We start from the raw sequence: 21,684 nt of genomic DNA, 5'->3' as shown, positions 1-21,684 counted from the left end.
AATCCATGTTGGTTGTTCCCTCCTTTTTGGGATTTACTTTATTGTTTCATCAGGTATTAGCCTGTAATAAATGCTTCTGAATTTGGTGCCTATCCTGTAAATAGTATCTACAAGAAAGTTCACTTTCTTCGATTGGATGTTATGTGTCAATCATATTTACATCCGTGTTGGTGAAAGTGAACTTTCATTGGGCATTGCACCTAACTTGTATGGTACCTGACGTGAAGCACCCTACTTCCAATCTAATGTTTCGAGAAATTGGTAAACATCTTCATGGAGTTGATCTTTTTCAGATCCGAGTGTAATCACATGTGTGGAATTTTCATACCACTTCAATTGTTTCTCATCTGACTCAATTTCATCATGAATAATTGTTGCACTTTCAGTATTGATCATCTCATCGTGGCGTGCTTGGACGACAAATGTTGGTGTATAAATCATATCTACGTTGTCGCGCACTTCCTGTAAGAGGCCTTGAAGGGCCTTTAACGTGGTCATTGGTGTTTTTTTGAACTCGTCCAATTCGGCTTTAATTTCAGACTCTGTTTTTTGTTCGCGTTTTTTATATTCTTCTGCATAAGCGAGGACACCTTTATACATGATTTCTTCACTTTTAATGTGCATTGGCGCACACATTGGGATTATTCCCTTTACAGGTAAAGTGTAACCTAATTTTAAGGAAAATACCCCTCCAAGCGAAAGGCCAGCAACGGCAATTTCGTCATGACCTCTTTCTTTTAGGTGGTTATAGCCAGCAACGACATCCTGCCACCAATCCTCGGGGCCTGTATGAACTAATTCTTCAGGTGGTACGCCATGGCCCTTATACTGGGGAGCATGGCATGTATAACCCTGCTTTTGCAAAAATCTCCCTAGCATTCGCACATCTGCAGAGCTTCCTGTAAAGCCATGAAGGAGTAAAACGGCACGATTACCGCCTTCAAATAAAAATGGTTTTGGTGCTGCAACTTTCATTTATTAGAACCTCCGTTAATTTTCGAGAAAATGATTTATAATCTCTAAAAGATCTTCTCGTTCTTCGCCTAGCCATATATAATGCTTGGAATTTTTAAAGTAATATAATTGTTTTTCACTAGAGCTAATCATTTCATATAAGTACTCTGCACTTTTTCTTGGAGGAACAAGCCCGTCACACTCGCCTTGAACGATTAAAGTCGGTACTTTTACTTTTTTTAAAATTGGTCTTGTTATATACACTGTTTTTGCAAATTCGATCGTAGCTTTGACAGGGGTATCAGTTATTTTTCTGCGATAGAGCTTAAAAAGAATGTCATTCTCAAGCTCACCTCGCCAGCCTTCAATGATCCAGCCCTTCATATCTTGAATAATTTGTTTTGGGTTTAAATAGTATGCGGAGGCACTCAACAGGACGAGTTTATGAATTGGGTATTTAGAGGCAACGTAGGAAGCGATCATTCCTCCCATCGAAAACCCAATAATGTAGACTTTCTCACAGCGACTTAATAGCTCCTCAGTAGCTACTTCTGCAGCATATAACCAATGCTTGAAATTCGCTTTCCTCAAACCGTCCTTACTTCCGTGGCCTGGCAGCGTAGGTGAATAGACTAACCAGCCTTTTTTTCGTTTTAAATAGTTTGTAAGTGGCTCTACTTCTTTAGCTTCCCCAGTAAAGCCGTGAATACATAAGCAACCAATCATTTTTCATCCCCCATTATGGATGTGTAGAATATATTGGAAATACTTGTGACTACAATCTTACTCTAGTTATACGCTCGTGTCATTGATTATGTTTCATTTTTTTCGAGGATTGGCATTTTGATACACTTGTACAATAGCTTGGGTTGTGGTAAATTTAGAATAATGGAAACTTATGTTGGAGGTGTATGTAGTGCATACTTTCTTTACCGTATTATTAGTCATCGTTTCAATATTACTTATTGCCGTTGTTTTATTACAATCTGGTCGTAGTGCTGGTTTATCTGGCGCCATTTCAGGTGGAGCAGAACAATTAATTGGTAAGCAAAAAGCTCGTGGAATAGATGCAGTATTTCAAAAAGCAACAGTTGTATTAGCAACATTATTTATCGTACTAGCTGTTTTAGTTGCTTATTTCGCATAAAAAGTAATGTAAAACTCTCACTTTGGTGGGAGTTTTTTTAATTTTCGGTCTGGTTCTTGACTAACTGAGCCTCTTACACAAAAACTGGGTAACAAACAGCGAGCAGATTTTTTCATTCAGAGTTGGGAAATCGTGAATGATATGTAATTGAAAAAGCCAAGTCACAATGACTTGGCTTTTTCAATCTTTAGTTTTTAGTAACTAAATATGCTTTATATTCAGTAACTCCAGCTTTTTCAACATAAACACCTAGTACCCAATCTCCATTTGGAAGCTCAATACCATTTTGTACTGTTCCGTCCCAAGAAAATTCATGGATTGGAGCAGGAATATTGGCAAATGCTCCAATTGTATCAACCATACCACCAATTGTTCCGCTTGCAGTTAATTCATAAAGATCATACTCAATCACTTCAGCACCACCTGGTAAGTAAGAACCAACATAATATGATCCTTCAGCTTCTTTACCCATGAAAGCTCCCGTTACACGTGGGTAATCAGGCTCACCTACGAAAAGAATTGCTGGGACATCAATTGTTGTTTTTCCATCGCTCACTTTAATTGTTGCTTCATAATAACCAGGCGTTAATTTTGAAGTATCAACTTGAACATTAAAGTTCACATTTTGTGTTTTATTAGCAGGTACATTAAGGTTATTACTTGTCATTACCTTAATTCCTTCAGGTTTCCCTGCAAATTCAACTTCAAAGCTATAACGTTTTCTTTCGTTTGAAAGGTTCTTAAGCGTAAAGCTTTGTCTTTCTACTTGCTTACCACTATCTTTTACAAATTTACCGAAAGAATGGCTTCCAGGTACTACAAGAGTAGTAGTGTTAATAGCATCTAATACACGAATACTTCCAGCACCTTGCGAATTGTGTGGGTACACTTTTCCAGTTGCAGGATCAATCATATCTTCTGCCGTATTCATTAAGGCTGCTTTCACTTCATCTGGACCCCAAGATGGGTTCGCTTGTAAAATTACTGCTGCAGCACCAGCTACGTGTGGAGCTGACATACTTGTTCCTTGAAGAGCCGCATAGGTTTCGCCCGGGAACGTACTTACAATGTTAACACCAGGAGCAGATACATCTGGTTTGATCATATACGTTAGTGCAACTGGTCCTCTAGAAGAGAAGCCCGCCATTGTTTCGCCGACAGCTTTATCGAATTCAATGTTGAATGAAACAGTGTTGTTTCCTGCTTCTAATTCAGCAAGTAGCTTTTGTCCGTCTGCTAATGTTGTTTTAATTGTTGGTACAGCCATTCCTGGAACATCGGCATGTTCTCCAGCAACGTTGTTAAAGATGATCGCTCCAACAGCTCCAGCATTTTTCGCGTTCGTCGCTTTATCAACGAAAGCAAATTCACCACGAGAGATTAAGGCGATTTTACCTGTTAAATCTTTACCTTCAAAATCTGCAGGATAACCTAAGCCAACATAAACAAATTCGTATTCACCATCATTAAGTGCAAGTAATTCATCTTCACTTGGGAAGCCCATTACTTTTGCTGAAGGATACTCTGAACCTTCAGAAGTAGAGATTGTAGATGTAAATACATTGTAAGGTAATTGTGTAGCTCCAACAGAAATTGCATCACGAGATGTACCAGGTGAGCCAACTGTCCAGTTGTTTGGACCGCTGTTTCCGTTAGAAGTAACTGCAACTACACCTTCAGCCATTGCCCAGTCTAAAGCAATTGAAGTAGCCCAGTCTGGATTATTCAACGTATTACCTAAAGATAGGTTCATAATGTCAGCACCGTCTTTAACAGCTAGCTCGATCCCAGCAACTACATCAGCAGTCGTTCCACCATTAGGACCTAACACACGGTATGCTAATAGGCTCGCTTCAGGCGCAACACCTTTAATACCACCGTTAGCCGCAACTGTTCCAGCTACGTGTGTACCATGATATTGACCAGGTCCTTCTTGAGGATCGTTATCGTTATCTACAAAGTCATACCCCTTATAGTCACCAAATGCGTGAGCTAAATCAGGATGAGTGTAGTCTACTCCAGTATCAATAATGGCAACTGTTAATCCTTTACCAGTATAGCCTGCTTCCCATGCAAGGTCAGATCCAATGAAAGGAGCACTTTCCAACATGTTTGGTACAGAATCAAAGTCAACTGGTTGAAGATTTAATGCATCAACTGTATATGTTACGTTAGGGTAAACAGCTTTTACCCCTGGTGTTGATAATAGTTGAGGGATTTGATTTGCAGGCAACTCAACTGCAAATCCTGAGAATACATGGTCGTATTCTCTCTTAACCTTTGCTGCGCTTCCTTTAAGCGCTCCGATTACTTGGTCTCTTTCTTTCTTTAAGTTTGCTTTGCTTTGTTTTTTTCCTTTATTTTTTGCTTCAACAATAGAATCTGCTTTTAATTCAACGATTACAGTCGTAAGGTCTGAAGATTTAAGGTTATGTTCTCCAAATAATTCTGCTACTTCTAATGGTGTAGCAGTAAGGTTACCTTTGCTTCCATTCGCAAATACCCCCATGCTAAATGAAGATAATATTAGAGCGAATGTTAATAAAATAAGTAATGAACGTGCCATTTTTTTACCGATCATCAAATCCAACCTTTCGTAGTAAATTTTTATTGTAGTAACCTTGTAAACTATGTAGCTATACACCCCCTAATAAACTATGTATTAGTTTAGTACAACCACTATTAATTATAACTTCAATATTCTGAATATTACAACCATTCTATAGTAGGATGTTCTCGCCTGATTTCAACAAATTTCTAACTAATCTATTATTAATATTTTAAATTAGACATTCATATGTAGGACTTTTTACTTATATTGAAGTCATTATTTTTTATGACTAATCACCTGTTTTTTCGAACCTTTTATTACTTCAATACTAGCTTTATTTTTTAATAAAAATGATACAAAAAAGGAATTTCAATTTTAAAGGAGAACAGTTTAAACACTTTTATCGACCATCTTTTAACAATTTGCGATAAAATAGATTTCAGGGGGTGGCTAGAAGATGTTGGAATTATTATTGGTGATGCTAGAGCGTCTAGGAATTATTGTTTCAGTAGCATTTTTGATGACGCGCTTAAAGTTTGTGCGTCATTTAATAGATAAAAGGAAGTTATCAAAGCGACAACAAATTAGTGCAATCGTGCTGTTTGGGCTTTTTGGCATTATTGGAACTTATACAGGGGTTACTGTGAATACGGAGGCCCATACGTATTCGCGTTGGGTGATTGAACTTGGTAAGGATGAAGCGATTGCGAATTCGCGAGTGATTGGAATTGTAGTCGCTGGTTTACTAGGAGGCTGGAAGGTTGGTTTAGGGGCAGGTGTAATCGCTGGTGTTCATCGATATACCCTTGGTGGTTTCACTGGGCTCGCTTGTGGTGTGTCGACGATCATTGCTGGTCTTATTGCTGGATATATTTATCGTAATCAAAAAAATAAACGGATCATTTCGCTACAGACAGCCTTATTTGTCGGAATGTTAGCCGAAGCAGTGCAAATGGTTGTCATCTTGATTGTCGCTAGGCCTTTTGACCAAGCTTTGATACTCGTTCAAAGTATCGGGGTGCCGATGATTGTTGCAAATGGACTAGGAACAGCAATCTTTATAATGATCATCAGAAATGTTCTTCACGAGGAGGAAAAAATCGGCTCGCTACAAGCACAAAAATCTTTGAAACTAGCAGATTTAACGTTGCAATTTTTACGTAAAGGACTAACAGCAGAGTCGACGCTACCGACTTGTCAGATTCTATTAAAAGAGATAGATGTCGATGCCGTTTCGATTACCAATAAAGAAAAGGTACTCGCGTTCGTTGGTGAAGGTCAAGAACACTATTTAAAAAATGAAGACATTCAAACGGTTGCCACAAAACGTGTCTTAAAGAAAGGCGAGCTTGTCATTGCTAGAAAAGACGAGATTATTTGTAGCTGTGAAAGGTGCCCTTTCACTGTGGCGATTATTGCGCCTTTAAAAATTAAGGATGAAACGATTGGTACATTAAAGTTTTATCTTAAATCTGAAAAAGAATTATCGCCAATGATCATTGAATTGAGTAAGGGGCTATCGACATTACTAAGTCACCAGTTAGAGTTATCCGAGGTTGACCGCCATTTGGAGCTTGCGAAACAAGCGGAAATTAAAGCGCTACAGGCACAAGTTAGCCCACACTTTCTATTTAATGCGTTAAATACAATTGTTTCCCTAATTCGAACTGACCCTATGAAAGCAAGAAAACTATTAATATCGCTCTCACATTATTTTAGACAAAACTTAGCTGGAACGAGTGCAACGGAAACGTCGCTGGAAGAGGAATTAAAGCATGTGAAAGCTTACTTAGAAATTGAAGAAGCGCGTTTTTCAGACAAGTTAACCGTTCGATACGAAATTGATGAAGATGCACTAACAACAAAACTTCCGCCGATGACGTTACAGCCGATCGTTGAAAATGCGATGAAGCATGGGTTAAAACAGCTGCGAAACGATCATTTTATTTTAATTAAAGTAAGTAAGGAAGCTGACCATGTCCATATAAGCATCACCGATAATGGGATTGGGGTTGGTCCGTCTCGGCTTGAGACACTCGGGAAAGAGCAGGTCGCATCGACCACAGGAACAGGAATCGGACTATATAATGCGCGTCGGCGCTTAAATATGATGTATGGTGACGACACGAATTTTCTTATAGAAAGCGAAGAAAATCAAGGAACTACTATTTCTTTTTCAGTAAGAGAAGGAGGCAAAAAAGATGAAAGTTCCAATCCGTACAGTGGTTATTGATGATGAACCTTATAGTCGTGACGAACTAAAATTTTTACTCGAGCGATACAGTGACATTGAAGTGATTGGTGAGGCTGACTCTGGTGAGAAGGGGTTGGAGGTCATCATCACAAAAGAACCTGATGTAATCTTTGTTGACATAGAGATGTCACAAATGTCTGGACTCGATTTGGCAGCAGCGTTAAAAAGTATGAGAAAGATACCGTTAATTATTTTTGCAACCGCCTATCCAAACTATGCGGCAAGGGCCTTTCGCGTCGATGCGCTCGACTACTTGCTAAAGCCTTTTAACGAGGAAGAGCTAGACGAGACGATGAAGCGCGTCAAGGAACGTTTAAATAAGAATAAGGTAGTAGAAAAACCAGAACCAACAATTGCAAAGCTAGCAGTTGAGGATGAACGGTCGATCGTTTATTTATCGCCTTCAGATATTACGTATCTTTTTCGAGAAGATCGTGAAACAATCATTTGTACGGTTGATCGTAAGTTTTACTCAAAGTTACCGATGAAGGATCTAGAAGAAAAGCTACGAGGCTATCCATTTTTCCGAACTCATAAAAGCTATCTTGTCAATCTCGATAAAGTTGAACTGCTTATTCCATGGTTTAACGGCGCTTACCAATTGAAGGTCGCTGGTCGAAGAGATGAAATTCCTGTTAGTAGAAACTACGTAAAATCACTAAGAGAGCGTTTGGAGCTGTAAAAATTGATGCACGTTAACCGCTAAAACAGACATGTTAATGGCTAAATTTTACATGTTGAACACGTTTTTATCTTTCTATACGCAATCAGCACTATAATGAAAGCGTAACCAAAAATAGAAAGAGGTGTTCTTCAAATGATTACATTTTTAGCATCTATCGCACTATTAATTGTTGGATATTTTACGTATGGAAAGTTAATAGAGAAAATTTTTGGAGTAAAAGAAGCCAGGCAAACTCCAGCTTACAGCATGAAAGACGGTGTCGATTACATTCCGATGGGAACAAACCGAAACTCATTAATTCAGTTATTGAACATTGCAGGTGTAGGCCCAATTTTTGGACCGATCATGGGTGCTTTATATGGCCCAGTCGCTTTCATTTGGATTGTGGCAGGTGCAATTTTTGCAGGTGCTGTTCATGACTACCTAACGGGTATGATTTCGATTAGAAATAACGGTGCCCACTTACCACAGCTTGCAGGTCAATTTTTAGGAAAAACGATGAAGCACGTCGTGAATTTCGTTGCAGTTCTCCTTTTACTTCTTGTTGGTACTGTGTTCGTTACCGCACCAGCTGGTCTTTTATTTAACGTGATGAATGGTTGGATGGCATTAGGAGTAATTACGACAATTATTTTTGTATACTATATTCTTGCTACAATGCTTCCTGTTGACAAAATTATCGGTCGCATTTATCCAGTTTTAGGGGCACTACTATTAATTAGTGCAATTGGAATTGGTGGAATGCTTGTATTTACAGGTGCTCCAATCCCTGAATTAACATTACAAAATATGCACCCTGCAGGAGCAGCTATTTTCCCAATTTTAATGATTACAATTGCTTGTGGAGCGATTTCTGGTTTCCATGCAACGCAATCACCTATTATCTCTAGAACATTACAAAACGAAAAAAATGGTCGTAAAGTTTTCTACGGCATGATGATTGTTGAAGCGATTATTGCGATGATTTGGGCAGCGGCTGCGATGAGTCTATTCTACGGAACTGACTTAAGCGCATTAATTGCATCTGGTGGTGCTGGCCTTGTTGTTAGTGAAGTATCATTTGCTTTGTTAGGAGCAATCGGTGGAACATTAGCAGTTCTTGGCGTTATCGTCCTTCCAATCACATCAGGCGACACAGCCTTCCGTTCTGCGCGTATGATCATTGCTGAGTATGTTAATATAGGACAAATTAAGATCACTAACCGTCTTTGGATTGCATTACCTTTATTCGCGATTTCGTTTGCTTTAACAAAAATGGACTTCACGCTTCTTTGGAGATACTTTGGAGTTACAAACGCTGCAATAAGTGCGATCGCCTTATTTGTTGGAGCCATGTACTTAGCTATTCAGTACAAAATGCACTGGGTGGCAACTATACCAGCAACCTTTATGACAATGGTAGCCTTTACCTTCATCTTTAACGCACCAATCGGTTTTGGATTACCAATGGCTACATCTTATGTAGCTGCTACGGTAGCAACAGTTATTGTCCTTGTATTATTTGCTTATAAACTGAAGCTCAATCGTCAGCTTGAGAACTTTAAGTTAGATGCTGACGAGAAGAAAGTAGCTTAAAATTACGAGAAACTAGTCTAGGCTAGGCCTAGGGTCGTAATATCATCTCAGTTTTACTAAAAATATAAAAATGAGCCATCAGAATTTAATCTGAGGCTCATTTTTTTTGGTGCCTTTTTTGGTGCCAGGCACCAATGAAAGTTACTTTCACCATCCAACTAAAATAGCGTTTCGCTAGTAAAGTATTCATTTTGGATAGTAAATCGGTATTTTAGATAGTTTCTCTTCATTTTCGGATAGTAAATGGTTAGGTTTGGATAGTAAATCGATATATTTGAATGGTTTCTCTTCATTTTTCGACAGTGATGTATTTCAATAAACTTTTATCATTTTTAGACAGTATTGCCTCATTTTTGAATAATAACATGAGCACTTTCACTAAATTAAGACAAAAAAAACGACTCCAAAGACTGTTTAAACTGTCTTTGGAGCCGTTTATCACTTTTATTGATGCCTGGCACCAATAATTAGATGTTTTTTAGGTTGTAGAATGCTTTTTTACCAGCGTATTGACCGATGTAGTCTAAGCCGTCTTCGATACGAAGTAATTGGTTGTACTTCGCAACGCGGTCTGTACGTGATGGAGCACCTGTTTTGATTTGTCCAGCGTTTGTTGCAACAGCGATGTCAGCAATTGTGCTGTCTTCTGTTTCACCAGAACGGTGAGAGATTACTGCTGTGTAACCAGCGCGTTTTGCCATTTCGATTGCATCAAATGTTTCAGTTAATGTACCGATTTGGTTAACTTTGATAAGGATTGAGTTACCAATTCCTTTTTCAATACCTTCAGAAAGCTTAGAAGTGTTTGTTACGAATAAATCGTCACCAACTAATTGAACTTTGTCTCCTAATGCTTCAGTAAGCTTCTTCCAGCCATCCCAGTCGTTTTCGTCAAGGCCGTCTTCAATCGATACGATTGGGTATTTAGCTACTAATTGGCTATAGTACTCAACCATTTCTTCAGCTGTTTTTACAACGCCTTCACCTTTCATGTTGTACTTTCCATCTTCGTACATTTCAGAAGCAGCAACGTCCATTGCAAGAACAACTTCTTCACCTGGCTTGTAACCAGCTTTTTCGATTGCTTCGATGATTGTTTGAAGAGCTTCTTCGTTAGATGATAAGTTTGGAGCAAATCCACCTTCGTCACCTACAGCTGTGTTGTAACCTTTAGACTTAAGAACTGCTTTTAAGTTGTGGAAAATTTCTGCACCCATACGTAGAGCGTCAGCAAATTTTTCAGCACCGATTGGCATAACCATGAATTCTTGAATGTCTACGTTGTTGTCAGCATGCTCACCACCGTTAATGATGTTCATCATTGGTGTTGGTAAAGTTTTTGCGTTAAATCCACCAAGGTACACGTATAAAGGAATGTCTAAAGCGTCAGCAGCAGCACGAGCAACAGCCATAGAAACACCAAGAATAGCGTTAGCACCTAGTTTAGATTTGTTTGGAGTACCATCAAGATCGATCATTAATTGGTCAATACCAACTTGATCAAGAGCGTCGTAACCAACTAATTCAGGTGCGATCTCTTCGTTAACATTTTCAACTGCTTTTAAAACACCTTTACCCATGTAACGGTCGCCGCCGTCACGTAATTCTACTGCTTCATGCTCTCCAGTAGACGCACCACTTGGTACCATTGCTCGTCCCATTGCGCCACCTTCAAGATATACTTCAACTTCGATTGTTGGATTTCCACGAGAGTCTAATACTTCGCGTGCATAAACATCAGTAATAATTGTCATTTAAAAACACTCCTTTTTATTGTGTAAAATTGAGTAATCTCAACTTTAATATTTTTTATCAAGGTGTAAACGCTCGTTAATTGCTCACGAAATGAGCGACCAACTCAAGATTTACACTCTAAACTAACAAAGATTTTCCTGTCATTTCCTCTGGTTGCTCCGCTCCTAATAGGGCAAGAACTGTTGGTGATAGATCGGCTAAAATTCCATCTTGACGAAGTGTTCCGCCTTTTTTCGTAACGATTACTGGAACTGGGTTTGTCGTATGAGCTGTCATCGGTGTATCTTGTAATGTGATAACTTCATCGGCATTCCCGTGGTCAGCTGTAATGATTGCATAACCGCCTTTAGCCGTAATTGCATCAACAACCTTACCAAGGCACTCATCGACGGCTTCAATAGCTTTTACCGTAGGCTCAAGCATTCCAGAGTGTCCAACCATATCAGGGTTAGCAAAGTTTAAAATAATCGCATCGTGCTTGTCAGCTGCAATTTCATTAAGAAGTGCGTCTGTCACTTCGTATGCGCTCATTTCTGGTTTTAAATCATATGTTGCTACCTTAGGTGAGTCGATTAAAACACGCTCTTCACCAGGGAATTTTTCCTCACGTCCACCACTAAAGAAGAACGTTACATGAGGATATTTTTCTGTTTCAGCAATTCGAAGTTGCTTATAACCTTGTTGGCTTAATACTTCTCCAAGCGTATTGTCTAAGTTTGTTGGTTTGAACGCAACAAAGCCATCAATACTTTCACTAAAACGAGTCAAACATACATAGTGAAGGTTAATCGGGTGTTTATCACCACGCTCGAACCCACGGAAATCTTTATTTGTAAAAACTTGAGACAATTGAATTGCACGGTCTGGGCGGAAGTTAAAGAAAATAACTGCGTCATTATCTTCAATCGTCCCTACAGGTGAGCCATCTTCATTTGTCATTACTGATGGTAATACAAACTCGTCATGGATTTCATTTTTATAAGAATCTTGTAGTGCTTCAACACTACTCTTATACTTAAGACCATCTCCATAAACCATCGCACGATATGTTTTTTCAACACGTTCCCAGCGTTGGTCGCGATCCATTGCATAATAACGTCCTGAAATCGATGCTAACTTACCTGTTCCTAACTGTTTCATTTTCTCCTCAAGGGCAATAATATATTCCTCTGCACTTGTAGGTCCAACGTCTCTTCCATCTAAAAAGCCATGAACATAGACACGTTCTACTTTGTTTTTGTTAGCAAGCTCAAGTAGAGCGAATAAATGTTGAATGTGGCTATGTATGCCACCATCAGATAAAAGTCCATAAATATGAAGGCTGCTGTTCTTTTCATTGACATGATTGATGGCATTTAAAAATGTTTCATTTTCAAAAAACTCACCCTCACGGATTGATTTGTTTACGCGAGTTAAACTTTGATAAACAACACGGCCAGCCCCAATATTTAAATGTCCAACTTCAGAATTGCCCATTTGTCCATCTGGTAATCCTACTGCTTCACCGGAAGCCGCTAATTGTGCATGTGGATACTCATTCCAGTAGCGATCAAAGTTTGGCTTTTTTGCATGAGCAACGGCATTACCTTTTGTTTCATCACGTAAAGCAAATCCGTCTAAGATGATTAGTGCTACAGGTTTCTTACTCATTTCCTGCCTCCAAAAGCTGTAAAAATGATTGATGGTCAAGGCTTGCGCCGCCAACAAGAGCTCCATCAATATCTGATTGACCTAAATACTCAGCGATGTTTTCTGGCTTTACGCTTCCGCCGTATTGAATACGAACAGCATCAGCAGCTTCTTGTGAAAACATATCAGCAAGAACTGTACGAATATAAGCACACGTTTCATTCGCTTCAGTCGCTGAAGAAGATTTTCCAGTACCGATCGCCCAAATTGGCTCATAAGCAATAACGACAGATTTCACTTGTTCTTCTGTAAGACCAGCTAAGCCATTTTCGATTTGAACACGAACAACATCATTCGTTTGACCCGCTTCACGTTGCTCATCAGTTTCACCACAACAAACGATTGGAACTAATCCATGCTTAAATGCAGCATGAGTCTTTTTGTTGACTGTTTCATCGGTTTCTGCAAACATTTCACGACGCTCAGAGTGACCGATGATCACGTAAGCAACATCTAAATCTTTTAACGCTAGTGGGCTAATTTCACCAGTAAACGCACCACTTTCTTCAAAGTGCATGTTTTGAGCTCCTATTTTCAAATCAGAACCAGCTGAATTGTCAACTAGGCAATCTAAAAATAACGCTGGCGCACAAACAACTGAATCTACTTTTGAGCTAGCAGGTACTAAACCTTTTACCTCTTGCACGAACGTTTTTGCTTCAGCAATCGTCTTATTCATCTTCCAGTTTCCTGCAATGATTGGTTTACGCACATTCAACACCCTTTCATCTTAGGGAGGCATTCACCTTCTAAATTGTGCCAGGCACTTATTAGTTGGGGACTGCCTCCTATTACTTAGCAACCTTTTAAGGTGCCAGGCACCTTATTACTATTTATCGTTTAAAGCTAGAACTCCTGGAAGTTGTTTACCTTCCATAAATTCTAATGAAGCTCCGCCACCTGTTGAGATATGGTCCATATTTTCAGCAAAGCCAAATTTCTCAACCGCTGCAGCTGAGTCGCCACCACCAATAACTGTGTATGTGTTCTGTGCATCAGCTAAAGCGACTGCAACCGATTTTGTACCATTTTCAAACGAAGACATTTCAAACACACCCATCGGTCCATTCCAAATGACTAGCTTTGATTCAAGAATTACTTTACGATATGTGTCAACTGTTTTGGGACCAATATCAAGACCCATCCAGTCGCTAGGAATTTGATCAACGTCAACTGTTTTCGTCGTAGTCTCATTTGAGAATTCTTGCGCAATCACAACGTCTTCAGGCATGTAAAAGTTAACACCTTTTTCTTTTGCCTTTTCAATAAAAGACTTAGCAAGATCGATTTTGTCCTCTTCTAGAAGAGAATTACCAATCTCATGGCCCATCGCTTTTGCAAATGTATAAGCTAAGCCACCACCAATGATTAGGTTGTCTACTTTCTCCAGTAGATTATCAATTACACCGATTTTGTCTTTTACTTTCGCTCCACCGATAATTGCTGTAAAAGGACGATCAGGATCTAGTAACGCTTTTCCTAACACTTCTAATTCTTTTTCCATTAAAAGGCCGGAAACGGCTGGAATGTGCGCGGCGATCCCTGCTGTTGAAGCATGGGCACGGTGAGCTGCACCGAAAGCGTCATTAACATAAATATCTGCAAGATTAGCAAACGCTTTTGCTAATTCTGGATCATTCTTTTCTTCTCCTGCGTAAAAACGAACGTTTTCAAGTAAAAGAACATCACCTTCGTTAAGTGCTGAAATTGCGTTCTCTACTGCCTCGCCATAAGCTTCATCTGTCTTCACAACAGATTTGCCAAGTAACTCACCAAGACGAACAGCTACAGCATTTAAACGCATATCTTCGTTTACTTGACCTTTTGGACGGCCAAGGTGACTTGCTAAAATAACTTTTGCACCTTGCTCCATTAAGAACTGGATTGTTGGAAGAGCTGCACGAATGCGCGTGTCATCACTCACTTCGTTGTTGCTCATCGGTACGTTAAAATCAACACGGCAAAATACTCGTTTTCCTTTTACATCAATATCGCGAACAGATTTCTTGTTCATGTGGAACCCTCCTATTATGTAGGTTTGAGTTGAGAGTTAGTAGTAACTCATCATTCAACGTGACATTGGAAAGAGGAGAGAGAAACTCGTTCCCTTCTCCTCTCTGCCAACTTATTATTATTCAGGAATTAATATTAAATTCCTTTAGGATTTATTGAAAAATTAAAGACCTTTTTTAGCGATGAATTCAACAAGGTCAACAACACGGTGAGAGTAACCAGACTCATTGTCATACCAAGAGATAAGTTTAACCATGTTACCTTCCATAACCATTGTAGAAAGAGCATCGATTGTAGAAGACGCAGGGCTACCATTGTAATCACGAGATACTAATGGCTCTTCTGAGTAACCAAGAATACCTTTTAATGGACCTTCAGCAGCTTCTTTAAGAACAGCATTTACTTCTTCAACTGTAACTTCTTTGTCAAGCTCAGCAACTAAGTCAACTAAAGAAACGTTTGGAGTTGGTACACGTAAAGCACCACCGTTTAATTTTCCTTTTAATTCAGGAAGTACAAGAGCTACCGCTTTAGCAGCACCAGTTGTAGTAGGGATGATAGATTCTGCAGCCGCACGTGCACGACGGAAATCTTTATGTGGTAAGTCAAGAATTTGTTGGTCATTTGTATAAGAGTGAACTGTTGTCATCATTCCACGACGTAGTCCAAAGTTATCGTTAATTACTTTTGCAAATGGTGCTAAACAGTTAGTAGTACAAGAAGCATTTGAGATTACATGGTGGTTAGCAGCATCGTACTTGTCTTCGTTAACACCCATAACTACAGTTACATCTTCATCAGTTGCAGGAGCAGAGATAACTACTTTCTTAGCGCCAGCTTCTAAATGTTTTGCAGCGTCAGAACGCTTTGTGAAGAAACCAGTAGATTCAACAACTACTTCAACACCTTGCTCGCCCCATGCTAATTTAGCTGGATCTCTTTCAGCAGTAACTTTAATTACTTTACCGTTTACTACTAGGTTTTCACCATCAGCTTCAACAGTCGCATCTAATGTCCCGTGAACTGAATCGTACTTTAGAAGATGAGCTAGCATTTTAGCGTCAGTTAAATCGTTAATTGCCACTACATCCACGTTAGGGTTATTTAATGCTGCGCGGAATACCACGCGTCCAATACGTCCAAATCCGTTAATACCTACTTTAGTTGTCATAATTAATATTCCTCCTTAGAATAAGCTGAAACTATTTATTATAAAGGGTAAACCCCTTAAATAACCTATATAATTCTACTACCTCGAATTGTCTTACGCTAAACTCTTTTAGTACAAGTTATAGTGTTTATCAATGTAGCCTTTTTATGAGTGCATTTGTAAAATTGCTTCTGCTGCACCTTCATCTGTCACTAAGATGTTACTTGTTTTTTGTTTCATAAACGCTGAGATTGCCTGAGCTTTCGAGGCACCACCTGCTACAGCAACGACCGATTTAATATGTACGACATCTTCTAGCTGCAATCCAATCGTTAGTACTCTATGGATAATATCCCCATTTTGGTTGAAATAATAACCAAATGCTTCCGCAACTGCCTGTTTTTTGTTAAGGTTTTGTAAAATTTCCTCTGAAGAGCTGCGACGTTCCGCCATTATCGTCGCTTCACCTATACCGTGGACGACTAAATTAGCCGAACGGATGAGTGCAAGAATTTCTTTGATTTTCGGCTCTTCCATCAGTGAAGTGTAAGAGTCTTGGCTTAGTTGGTCTGGCACATGGAGCAAGCGGTAATGCCCATCTGCTTTTCTTGCCATCGTTGCACAAATCGTGTTTGCTTGATTTTCCACTTGCTCGCCCAAACCGCCACGAGCTGGGATAAATAGCGTTTCCTTCATTTCACTATCTGGAGTCATCATTTCAGCAACAGCTGCCATCGATGTTCCACCAGTTAATGCGACTATCTTAGACGTTTCACCTGCTAGTGTTCGTTTCATTAGCTGGACAGTTGCTCGCCCCATTTCGTTTTTAACCCATGGTGCTGCATCACTATCTCCTGGTACAACAATAACTTCAGAAAGTCCTAAACATTGCTTAAGTTGGTTCTCAACATTTTTTAAATTAAAAATGTCACTCATAATTTCTTCTAGCTTTGTTAGTACACTTTTTCCTTCATCAGTTAAGGTCATCCCCGATGTCGCCATGTTGATTAAGCCTTGCTCTTTTAAAAATGTCACTTCGCTACGTAATACGCGTTCTGACATCCCTAAATTTGTTGCTAAACTTCTGCGACCAATCGGTTGCATTAAGCGAATAAAGCGCAAAATTCGAAAGCGAACGCCTAACACATCTAAAAGATCCGGTAATAACTTTTTCTGAATGTCTAATAATAACTTCATAAAAATCCCCTTATCGATTTTGACCTATGTTGTACACGGGACTTCCAATGTCCCCCATAGACATATTATGTCCCATAAGGGTTAAAAAATTAGAAAAACTTTGCTTTCGTAAAATTTACGCCAGCTTCGTTTTCCACTGTTTCCGCTTGGGAAAATAAATAAATCCTTATTACAGTGTTAGTGTAACAAGGATTATATTACATATCAAGCCTAATTCAGGTATTTTTTTTATTGTCACAATTGGAAGCGCTTTAATGGTTTTAGGGGTTGAAATTTCACCAATTTAAATTTCTAATTTATTTTTAGACTCATTTATAAGCTAGCTAAAAACGCGCGGATTTTCGCCTCAGAAAGAATACCGAAATCGACTTCAACATCATTAATCTCAACAACTGGAATCATAATTTGATATTTTTCAAGGAGCTCGTCGTCTTGATATATATCAACCATTTCGATTTCTAGAGGGATTTCTTTTGAAACTCTTTCTAGGATTAAAAGTCCCTTATCACATAACGAGCAATTTTCCTTCGTATAATATTTAACGTTCATAGTACCTCCATGTTAATGCGAGCAACTTTAAAATCGTTTCCGCTTTGATGATGACGGAATATTTAATTCTTCACGGTACTTTGTAACCGTGCGCCGTGATACTTTAATTGCGTGGTCTTTTTCTAAAATTGATACAATCTTCTGGTCTGATAGTGGTTTTTGCTTATTTTCTTGATCCACTATTTTGTTTATTGTTTCCTTGACTGATAATGAGGAAGCAGTTGCTCCGCTCTCACCTTTAAGACTAGAACTGAAAAAGTATTTTAATTCAAACAAGCCCTTAGGTGTTTGCACATATTTTTGTGTCGTGACGCGACTAACTGTCGACTCATGCATGTCAATTTCGGTTGCAATTTCTTTTAGTGTTAACGGCTTTAAAAATTCATAACCATACTTAAAGAAATTTTCCTGGTGCTTGGCAATTGCTTCTGTTACTTTTAGTAACGTTTGCTGACGTTGATTTAGACTTTTTTCAAGCCACAAGATTTGTTGGTATTTTTGTTGAACATATTTTTGCGAATTTTCATCGGTCGCTTTTTGAAGGAGATCTTTATATTGAGTGCTAACTGTTACATTCGGCAAAAGTTGGTCATTATTTGTGATATAAAGTTGATCATCAATAACTTCTATAAAGACATCAGGACTAATATACGTTAGTGGTTCAGTGTTAAACATCGCGCCAGGCTTCGGTTGCAAGGTTTTAATCAAATCTGCAACTGACTGGATTTCTTCTAGGGAAATAGCCAACTCTTTCGCGATTTCCTTCCACTTTTTATTCGCGAACATCGTTAGATAGCTTTCTACAATTTTTTCAGCCACATTGTTTCTCTGCTCAAAGTTTCTCAATTGGATGAGGAGACATTCTTGCAACGACCTAGCACCAACTCCAATCGGATCAAGCGACTGTAGTACTTGTAAACTAGATAACGCTTTTTCTTCTGTAATCCCCAAACGGGATGCAGCCTCATCTAAATCACCGATAAAATATCCATTATCATCTAAGGAATCTATGAAGTAATGAAGAATTTTCTTGTCTCGGTCAGTCAATGGCATGAATCGGATTTGTGATACCAAGTGATTGTGAAGGCTCGCTTCATTTTTACTTAAGTAATCTAGGGGTGATGTATGTTCACCATCGAAAGTTTTCCAGTCATCCGTTTTTGGATAATCTATCTCAATTTTCGCTCGTTCTTTTTCTTTTATTTCAAGAAGTGGGTTTTCTAATTGTTGTTCTTCAATAAACGCCATTAATTCATGAGTTGAATATTGCAAAATGGAAATTGCGAGGCGCAATTCGTTTGTCATAACTAACTTCATTGACTGTTGTTGATACAAACCAAAATCCATATTCATTACTCAACCTCCCATAGACTCTATCATACTATGTTTTCGTTTTTCAGTGAAGTTATTTCACTTCAGTTTTGTAAACGTTTTCATAACTATTTATATTCAAACTATCTTCGTCTTTATTCAGAAAAAGTTAACTAATTATATTTCGAGTATATTACAGGTATAGTTACTTTCTCATATCAAAAAAGGAATGACGATCCCGTTTTCTTGGCATAATGGTAGCATCTCCCTTACCGATGTTGTTACAACTCCACTACTTAAATTATCTTGGTTTAAATTGTATAGTTTCGGTTAAGATGAATATGTATTAAAAATGAGGGAAAGTTGAAGGAAGGAAATTAGCAAAAGATATCGAAGTAGTAACAATAGCATATGCACTCTGCTAAGTAACAATTTATCATAATCAATGTAAATCCTTTGACCTTCACTGACCTTTAGATTATGATATACATACAATTAGTTCAATAAAGGAATAGCCGCATTTTGCAGTCGCTATTCGCTTTTATGAATTTCATCATTCATTAATTTCGCTATTAAGTTCTAAATGTATCTGCGTAGAAACCATTCGCAATTACATTTCGATGATATAGCTCGATTAAAGTAATTATGAAATTCTCACTTATCCAAACAAATTTTAAGGAGGAGTTTTTTATGAATTTAATCCCTACAGTTATTGAACAAACAAACCGTGGCGAACGCGCTTACGACATTTATTCGCGCCTTTTAAAAGACCGCATTATTATGTTAGGGAGTGCCATTGACGACAATGTTGCAAACTCAATTGTTGCTCAGCTTCTATTCTTAGCTGCTGAAGATCCTGATAAAGACATTTCTTTATACATTAATAGCCCTGGCGGTTCAATTACTGCTGGTATGGCGATTTACGACACGATGCAATTTATTAAGCCGAAAGTTTCAACGATTTGCATTGGGATGGCAGCATCAATGGGAGCTTTCCTTCTAGCTGCTGGTGAAAAAGGCAAACGTTACTCGCTTCCAAACAGTGAAGTAATGATTCACCAACCACTTGGTGGCGCTCAAGGTCAAGCTACTGATATTCAAATTCACGCAAAACGTATTATCGAAATGCGTGAAAAATTAAATGAGATTTTAGCAGAACGTACTGGTCAACCACTTGAAGTGATTGAACGTGATACAGAGCGCGATAACTTTATGACTGCTGAGAAAGCAAGAGAATATGGTATGATCGACGAAGTAATTACACAGAAGAAATAATATTAAAAAAGCCGTCCAAGGTGATTAACACCAATGGACGGCTTTTTTTGATAAGTGTAGATTGTAAAGTGTTGGAAGTTGCATTCGTACGATGAAGCCTAAAGCTATACGACATGGCTAACCTTCACAACTTTACAGTCTACACTTATAACTATTAACGTAATCGTTATTCTGCCTTTTCGACAAACGATACTAATGCTGATAGGGCTTCTACTTCGTCTTTACCATCCGTAATAATTGTAATTTCTTTTCCTGAACCTACAGCTAAACTCATAATTCCCATAATGCTCTTCGCATTTACTTTTCTACCATCTTTTCCAATGAAAATATCTGAATTAAATTTATTCGCTTCTTGTACAAATAGTGCTGCAGGTCTTGCTTGTAATCCAGACTTACGGTTCACTACGACATTTTTCTCTACCATCTCTTTCTCTCCTCCTAATTGTCATTTACTTTCGTTTCATCATTCATTATTTTCGCTACTAAATTCTAATATAGTTGCGTATGAACCATTCGAAACTACGTTTAGATTAATATAGCTCGATTAAGGTATTGGATCCTTAAAATAATTATTGATGTTTATTTACCTCTTACTATACGTTTAAAACTTGAATTCGGACTCACCATTTCGAAGTTTATTTGCAAATTCATCAATTTTTCGAAGGCGGTGGTTAACACCAGACTTACTTACCTTCCCTGACGAAACCATTTCTCCGAGCTCTTTTAGTGTTACGTCCTGATGGTTAACCCTTAGTTCGGCAATTTCCCTTAACCTTTCAGGCAAGATATTTAGACCAACCTCTCGCTTAATAAAACGGATATTTTCGACTTGCCGCATTGCCGCACCAACTGTTTTGTTTAAGTTAGCGGTTTCACAATTGACCAGACGGTTAACTGAATTCCTCATGTCTTTCATAATACGAACATCTTCGAAAAATAGAAGTGCTTGATGCGCTCCTATAATGTTTAAAAACTCGGTGATCTTTTCGCCTTCTTTAATGTAAACAATAAATCCCTTTTTTCTTTCTAAGATTTTAGCATTAAGGTCATAAGAATTTACAAGCTTCCAAAGCGATTCATTATGTTCCTCGTAGAGAGAAAAGATCTCTAAATGATAGGATGACGTCTCAGGATGATTAACAGAACCCCCAGCAAGAAAAGCACCACGTAAATAGGCACGTTTGCAACAGCCTTCACTGATGATATCGTCGGAGATTTGTCTTACAAACTGAAACCCTTCTTTCATAATCCCTAAGTTAGCTAATAGTTTTTGTGCTTCTTGTGAAATTCTCACTAAATAAACATTATTTTTCTTTAAACGCATCTTTTTTCTTACGAGTAGTTCGACATGAACTGGGAACGTTTTCTTTATTAACGTATATATCCTTCTTGCGATTGCCGCATTTTCAGTCGATATATCTAGAACTAATTGCTTGTTACTAAATGATAGTGAACCATTCATCCGGATGAGGGCAGCTAATTCAGCCTTTGCACAGCATCCATCTGCATCTAATTGTGTCAATTCCTTTTTTGTCATAGCAGCGAAAGAAGACAAGGCTAGACCCCCTTTTCATAATAT

At 38.5% G+C, this 21,684-nt stretch carries 18 protein-coding genes; 5 read left to right on the top strand and 13 right to left on the bottom strand.

The features are described 5' to 3' along the window. Positions 1 to 231 precede the first annotated feature (231 nt). The gene (locus ACK4M9_RS17700; protein WP_409853469.1) at positions 232 to 975 is read right to left on the bottom strand and encodes an alpha/beta hydrolase; all 744 of its coding nucleotides are present in this window, start codon (positions 973 to 975) and stop codon (positions 232 to 234) included. Positions 976 to 990: 15 nt separating this feature from the next. Continuing rightward, positions 991 to 1,680: an alpha/beta hydrolase gene (locus tag ACK4M9_RS17695; protein ID WP_409853467.1), complete on the bottom strand. Its 690-nt coding sequence runs from the start codon at positions 1,678 to 1,680 to the stop codon at positions 991 to 993. Positions 1,681 to 1,870: 190 nt separating this feature from the next. Here ACK4M9_RS17695 and secG point away from each other — a divergent pair, with 190 nt between their 5' ends. Then, the gene (gene secG, locus ACK4M9_RS17690) at positions 1,871 to 2,101 is read left to right on the top strand and encodes a preprotein translocase subunit SecG (protein ID WP_409853465.1); all 231 of its coding nucleotides are present in this window, start codon (positions 1,871 to 1,873) and stop codon (positions 2,099 to 2,101) included. 187 nt (positions 2,102 to 2,288) lie between these two features. On the opposite strand, the gene ACK4M9_RS17685 is transcribed toward secG, so the two are convergent. Further along, positions 2,289 to 4,682, bottom strand: coding sequence for a S8 family serine peptidase (locus ACK4M9_RS17685; protein ID WP_409853463.1), 2,394 nt, complete (start codon positions 4,680 to 4,682; stop codon positions 2,289 to 2,291). 427 nt (positions 4,683 to 5,109) lie between these two features. On the opposite strand from ACK4M9_RS17685, the gene ACK4M9_RS17680 reads away from it, so the two are divergent. The 3 genes from ACK4M9_RS17680 to ACK4M9_RS17670 all read left to right on the top strand — a co-directional run bounded on the left by ACK4M9_RS17680 (position 5,110) and on the right by ACK4M9_RS17670 (position 9,166). Then, complete coding sequence (locus tag ACK4M9_RS17680) at positions 5,110 to 6,885, top strand: LytS/YhcK type 5TM receptor domain-containing protein (protein WP_409853461.1); 1,776 nt, start codon at positions 5,110 to 5,112, stop codon at positions 6,883 to 6,885. Next, positions 6,854 to 7,588 carry a LytR/AlgR family response regulator transcription factor gene (locus ACK4M9_RS17675; RefSeq protein ID WP_409853459.1) on the top strand — a complete coding sequence of 245 codons (735 nt, stop codon included), beginning with the start codon at positions 6,854 to 6,856 and terminating at the stop codon, positions 7,586 to 7,588. Before ACK4M9_RS17680 ends, ACK4M9_RS17675 begins: the two co-directional genes overlap by 32 nt. A 135-nt stretch (positions 7,589 to 7,723) precedes the next feature. Then, entirely contained in the window at positions 7,724 to 9,166 is a 1,443-nt protein-coding gene (locus tag ACK4M9_RS17670) for a carbon starvation CstA family protein (protein WP_409853456.1), read from the top strand. Between the two features lie 467 nt (positions 9,167 to 9,633). Here ACK4M9_RS17670 and eno read toward each other — a convergent pair whose 3' ends face one another. The 8 genes from eno to rpoN all read right to left on the bottom strand — a co-directional run bounded on the left by eno (position 9,634) and on the right by rpoN (position 18,872). Beyond that, on the bottom strand, positions 9,634 to 10,920 hold the full coding sequence (gene eno / locus ACK4M9_RS17665; protein ID WP_409853453.1) for a phosphopyruvate hydratase: 1,287 nt from the start codon (positions 10,918 to 10,920) through the stop codon (positions 9,634 to 9,636). Between the two features lie 118 nt (positions 10,921 to 11,038). Beyond that, entirely contained in the window at positions 11,039 to 12,571 is a 1,533-nt protein-coding gene (gene gpmI, locus ACK4M9_RS17660; RefSeq protein ID WP_409853450.1) for a 2,3-bisphosphoglycerate-independent phosphoglycerate mutase, read from the bottom strand. Then, positions 12,564 to 13,322, bottom strand: coding sequence for a triose-phosphate isomerase (gene tpiA / locus ACK4M9_RS17655; protein ID WP_409853447.1), 759 nt, complete (start codon positions 13,320 to 13,322; stop codon positions 12,564 to 12,566). Before tpiA ends, gpmI begins: the two co-directional genes overlap by 8 nt. 117 nt (positions 13,323 to 13,439) lie before the next feature. After that, positions 13,440 to 14,624: a phosphoglycerate kinase gene (locus tag ACK4M9_RS17650; RefSeq protein ID WP_409853444.1), complete on the bottom strand. Its 1,185-nt coding sequence runs from the start codon at positions 14,622 to 14,624 to the stop codon at positions 13,440 to 13,442. 162 nt (positions 14,625 to 14,786) lie between these two features. Next, positions 14,787 to 15,794 carry a type I glyceraldehyde-3-phosphate dehydrogenase gene (gene gap, locus ACK4M9_RS17645; protein ID WP_409853441.1) on the bottom strand — a complete coding sequence of 336 codons (1,008 nt, stop codon included), beginning with the start codon at positions 15,792 to 15,794 and terminating at the stop codon, positions 14,787 to 14,789. A gap of 144 nt (positions 15,795 to 15,938) precedes the next feature. Next, positions 15,939 to 16,970, bottom strand: coding sequence for a sugar-binding transcriptional regulator (locus ACK4M9_RS17640; RefSeq protein WP_409853438.1), 1,032 nt, complete (start codon positions 16,968 to 16,970; stop codon positions 15,939 to 15,941). A gap of 312 nt (positions 16,971 to 17,282) precedes the next feature. Beyond that, positions 17,283 to 17,519 (bottom strand): glutaredoxin family protein, encoded by a 237-nt coding sequence (locus ACK4M9_RS17635; protein WP_409853436.1) that lies wholly within the window; start codon positions 17,517 to 17,519, stop codon positions 17,283 to 17,285. 27 nt (positions 17,520 to 17,546) lie between these two features. Continuing rightward, entirely contained in the window at positions 17,547 to 18,872 is a 1,326-nt protein-coding gene (rpoN, locus tag ACK4M9_RS17630) for an RNA polymerase factor sigma-54 (RefSeq protein ID WP_409853433.1), read from the bottom strand. Positions 18,873 to 19,520: 648 nt separating this feature from the next. Between rpoN and clpP the strand changes: the two genes are divergently transcribed. Further along, on the top strand, positions 19,521 to 20,105 hold the full coding sequence (gene clpP / locus ACK4M9_RS17625) for an ATP-dependent Clp endopeptidase proteolytic subunit ClpP (RefSeq protein ID WP_409853431.1): 585 nt from the start codon (positions 19,521 to 19,523) through the stop codon (positions 20,103 to 20,105). A 166-nt stretch (positions 20,106 to 20,271) separates the two neighbouring features. On the opposite strand, the gene ACK4M9_RS17620 is transcribed toward clpP, so the two are convergent. After that, complete coding sequence (locus ACK4M9_RS17620; RefSeq protein ID WP_409853428.1) at positions 20,272 to 20,529, bottom strand: HPr family phosphocarrier protein; 258 nt, start codon at positions 20,527 to 20,529, stop codon at positions 20,272 to 20,274. 177 nt (positions 20,530 to 20,706) lie between these two features. After that, a complete protein-coding gene (whiA, locus tag ACK4M9_RS17615; RefSeq protein WP_409853477.1) occupies positions 20,707 to 21,642 on the bottom strand; it encodes a DNA-binding protein WhiA in 936 nt (311 codons plus the stop codon). Positions 21,643 to 21,684 lie beyond the last annotated feature (42 nt).

This window comes from Anaerobacillus sp. (assembly GCF_046314235.1).
In the GTDB taxonomy this organism is placed as follows: domain Bacteria; phylum Bacillota; class Bacilli; order Bacillales; family Anaerobacillaceae; genus Anaerobacillus.
This window is presented reverse-complemented; position numbering and strand designations above follow the sequence as displayed.

What these genes read in the sequence shown, in the direction of transcription:
- eno (WP_409853453.1), bottom strand. Translation starts at nt 10,920, where the DNA reads ATGACAATTATTACTGATGTTTATGCACGCGAAGTATTAGACTCTCGT.
- gap (WP_409853441.1), bottom strand. Translation starts at nt 15,794, where the DNA reads ATGACAACTAAAGTAGGTATTAACGGATTTGGACGTATTGGACGCGTG.
- clpP (WP_409853431.1), top strand. Translation starts at nt 19,521, where the DNA reads ATGAATTTAATCCCTACAGTTATTGAACAAACAAACCGTGGCGAACGC.
- whiA (WP_409853477.1), bottom strand. Translation starts at nt 21,642, where the DNA reads ATGACAAAAAAGGAATTGACACAATTAGATGCAGATGGATGCTGTGCA.
- ACK4M9_RS17670 (WP_409853456.1), top strand. Translation starts at nt 7,724, where the DNA reads ATGATTACATTTTTAGCATCTATCGCACTATTAATTGTTGGATATTTT.
- ACK4M9_RS17695 (WP_409853467.1), bottom strand. Translation starts at nt 1,680, where the DNA reads ATGATTGGTTGCTTATGTATTCACGGCTTTACTGGGGAAGCTAAAGAA.
- ACK4M9_RS17680 (WP_409853461.1), top strand. Translation starts at nt 5,110, where the DNA reads ATGTTGGAATTATTATTGGTGATGCTAGAGCGTCTAGGAATTATTGTT.
- rpoN (WP_409853433.1), bottom strand. Translation starts at nt 18,872, where the DNA reads ATGAATATGGATTTTGGTTTGTATCAACAACAGTCAATGAAGTTAGTT.
- ACK4M9_RS17650 (WP_409853444.1), bottom strand. Translation starts at nt 14,624, where the DNA reads ATGAACAAGAAATCTGTTCGCGATATTGATGTAAAAGGAAAACGAGTA.
- ACK4M9_RS17640 (WP_409853438.1), bottom strand. Translation starts at nt 16,970, where the DNA reads ATGAAGTTATTATTAGACATTCAGAAAAAGTTATTACCGGATCTTTTA.
- ACK4M9_RS17675 (WP_409853459.1), top strand. Translation starts at nt 6,854, where the DNA reads ATGAAAGTTCCAATCCGTACAGTGGTTATTGATGATGAACCTTATAGT.
- gpmI (WP_409853450.1), bottom strand. Translation starts at nt 12,571, where the DNA reads ATGAGTAAGAAACCTGTAGCACTAATCATCTTAGACGGATTTGCTTTA.
- ACK4M9_RS17620 (WP_409853428.1), bottom strand. Translation starts at nt 20,529, where the DNA reads ATGGTAGAGAAAAATGTCGTAGTGAACCGTAAGTCTGGATTACAAGCA.
- ACK4M9_RS17685 (WP_409853463.1), bottom strand. Translation starts at nt 4,682, where the DNA reads ATGATCGGTAAAAAAATGGCACGTTCATTACTTATTTTATTAACATTC.
- ACK4M9_RS17700 (WP_409853469.1), bottom strand. Translation starts at nt 975, where the DNA reads ATGAAAGTTGCAGCACCAAAACCATTTTTATTTGAAGGCGGTAATCGT.
- ACK4M9_RS17635 (WP_409853436.1), bottom strand. Translation starts at nt 17,519, where the DNA reads ATGAACGTTAAATATTATACGAAGGAAAATTGCTCGTTATGTGATAAG.